The following is a 2,318-nucleotide window of genomic DNA, read 5'->3' as shown; positions in this document are numbered from 1 at the left end:
AAATAAGGTATAAATATATTAAAATTAATATATAAAGTATTAAAATAAAAATGAATAAAATTAACTAAATTGAAGAAAAATGAGTTGAAAAAAAGTAGTGAAAATGAGAAAAAATTCGAAAAAATCTTAAGTTTCTAGCAGTGAATTATAGAATATAAATCGTTATTAAATTAAATTTAAAATAATTATAAAAATCCTAATCAAGAATATTTGCCAAAGGTCTAAAAATTATTTAAAAAATATAAAAAGATATTATTTTAAAAAATAGAATGAAACAACTTTATAACACCATAATTCAAGCAATAAGTGGAATAGGGAAATTAAACCTATTTCCAATTTATGATAATATATTCTTAATTCTCTTAATAACCTTTAGAATATGTGAATCTTTTGGGTTGTGCTATTCTTAAGACAATAATCAAAATATTGTTAATAAACAAATAATATATTTTATTGTTTTCTGGAAGCAATTATGAAATCATACATATAATAAGGAGGTACCTCAATATTATAATCTAAAACTTTGATTAAAGCTTCAACACCTTTTCTACCACTAGTCAATAATTGGTAAGAATTTTTTGAAATGAAAATTGTTTCATCAGTTTTAAGGGTTGATAAAACCTTTAAAAATGCATTAACCTTATCTGATTCATTTAAATTAAATAAACTTTTATTTAGATTCAAAATAATTAAATCATAATTAGATTTTAAGTCATCGAGTTGATCTAATTTCACTTGAAGTAAGTGTGAATCATCGATAAACTGATCGGTTATAAACAGACATGTAGCATAATCATTAGCCATCTTAATTATAGATTTAATTTCATTTAAGTAAGTTTCATCATCTTTAAGTTCTATATCAAAAGTATCATCACTTAAAATCAATGAAAATGCATTTTCTTCAACATTTCTTAAAAAGTTAAAATTATTGTAAACTTCCTCTTACAATAAATAATTTTATTATACCATAAGCATATAGCTAATATTTTTTTCTTTAAAGACACATGAAAAGTTTTAGGTTTTAAATAAACATTTAAAGTAGAATCAGTTTCATGTTGACCTGAGATTTGATTCAAAAAGTCTGCAGGGATATCCCCACCCATAGGATGACAATTAACCTCAATTAAAACAGGACCCTTATCGTCAATCATATATTCCGCATGAACAGGACCATATTTAATACCTATTGCACTTATAACCTTATAAGCATACTCAATCATCTCAGCTTCACCCATATTTAATTCATTAACAGTTTCAATGGTATTATAAACATTAGCCCCCTCAGAAGTTTTAATATTATTATATTTCCAAATTGTCGTAACACGAGGAATACCCTCCTGAGAAACATTATTGACTATATATTCAACACCACCAATACGTTCCTGAATTAAAATCTGAGAAATATTTTCTCCAAACCGATTAACATTTTTAAATGAATTTTCAAGTGATTCTTTCACTTCCTCTCGGTTAAGACAAATTCTAACATTTGTAGAACCTGCACTATAAATAGGCTTTATGACAACTTTTTTTAAAGATTCACTGACATAAAAATCTAAACCCTCGTCAATAGAAGAAATAACTTTTCCTTTAATATAACAAAGACCTTTTTCAGCTAATCGATTATGCATCTCATGTTTAAGAGTCATTGCATCAAGATTTTCAATAGGATTTTCTTAAAGACCTAACTCATGAGACAATTTAGTAGCTAGGATAACCCTCTTTCATTACCTGGAACAATTAAAAGAGGATTAAAGTTTTTGACCTCTTCAAGAGTTTCTTCAAAAGTATCCTGTTCATAAACCCTATCAAATTCATAAGGAATTTTTTCAGAATGTTTAAACAAATCCTTTTCAAATGCCTTACCCATTCAGTATCAACATTTTTTAAATGCAATACAACAGGATTATATCCTCGATCGATAATGTCTCCTATAAAATGTTTACCTGTAGATTGACATTCAACAACAATAATATTTCTCATAAAATAATCTCTTAAACATAATTTTAATTCAATTGAACTTTATTATATTGTAAAATTATATTAATCTTAATTAGATCGTTAAGTATTTAAAATTATTTATTCTAGACATTTCATAAACTTAAGGGTTTTTAAAAATTAGAGTTTAAATAAAAGAACCTATTTTGTAAAAGGATATCCCCAATATTGAAGGAATTTAAATCCTCAAAAATAATTATTTTAAAATAAAAAGTTATTATTAAAAAATTAGGGGAAATTCTTAAGTAAAAAAAATAGAAAAACTTAAATTAGACGGATAATGTAAAAATAAATTATATAATTTGAGTTAAAATAAAAAGTAA

At 24.4% G+C, this 2,318-nt stretch carries 3 protein-coding genes; all 3 read right to left on the bottom strand.

The annotated features are described in order from the left end of the window. Positions 1–450 precede the first annotated feature (450 nt). The 3 genes from QZ146_RS08635 to QZ146_RS08625 are packed head-to-tail and all read right to left on the bottom strand — an operon-like array spanning position 451 to position 1,867. Positions 451–885 carry a hypothetical protein gene (locus tag QZ146_RS08635; protein ID WP_295723670.1) on the bottom strand — a complete coding sequence of 145 codons (435 nt, stop codon included), beginning with the start codon at positions 883–885 and terminating at the stop codon, positions 451–453. A 26-nt stretch (positions 886–911) separates the two neighbouring features. Beyond that, entirely contained in the window at positions 912–1,646 is a 735-nt protein-coding gene (locus tag QZ146_RS08630; RefSeq protein ID WP_295723667.1) for an ATP-grasp domain-containing protein, read from the bottom strand. A 59-nt stretch (positions 1,647–1,705) separates the two neighbouring features. Then, on the bottom strand, positions 1,706–1,867 hold the full coding sequence (locus QZ146_RS08625; RefSeq protein WP_295723665.1) for a hypothetical protein: 162 nt from the start codon (positions 1,865–1,867) through the stop codon (positions 1,706–1,708). Between the last annotated feature and the right edge of the window lie 451 nt (positions 1,868–2,318).

Source organism: uncultured Methanobrevibacter sp. (assembly GCF_905235195.1).
Classification (GTDB): Archaea; Methanobacteriota; Methanobacteria; order Methanobacteriales; family Methanobacteriaceae; genus Methanarmilla.
Note: the sequence above shows the minus strand (reverse complement) of the source record. Positions and strands in the feature narration are given on the sequence as shown.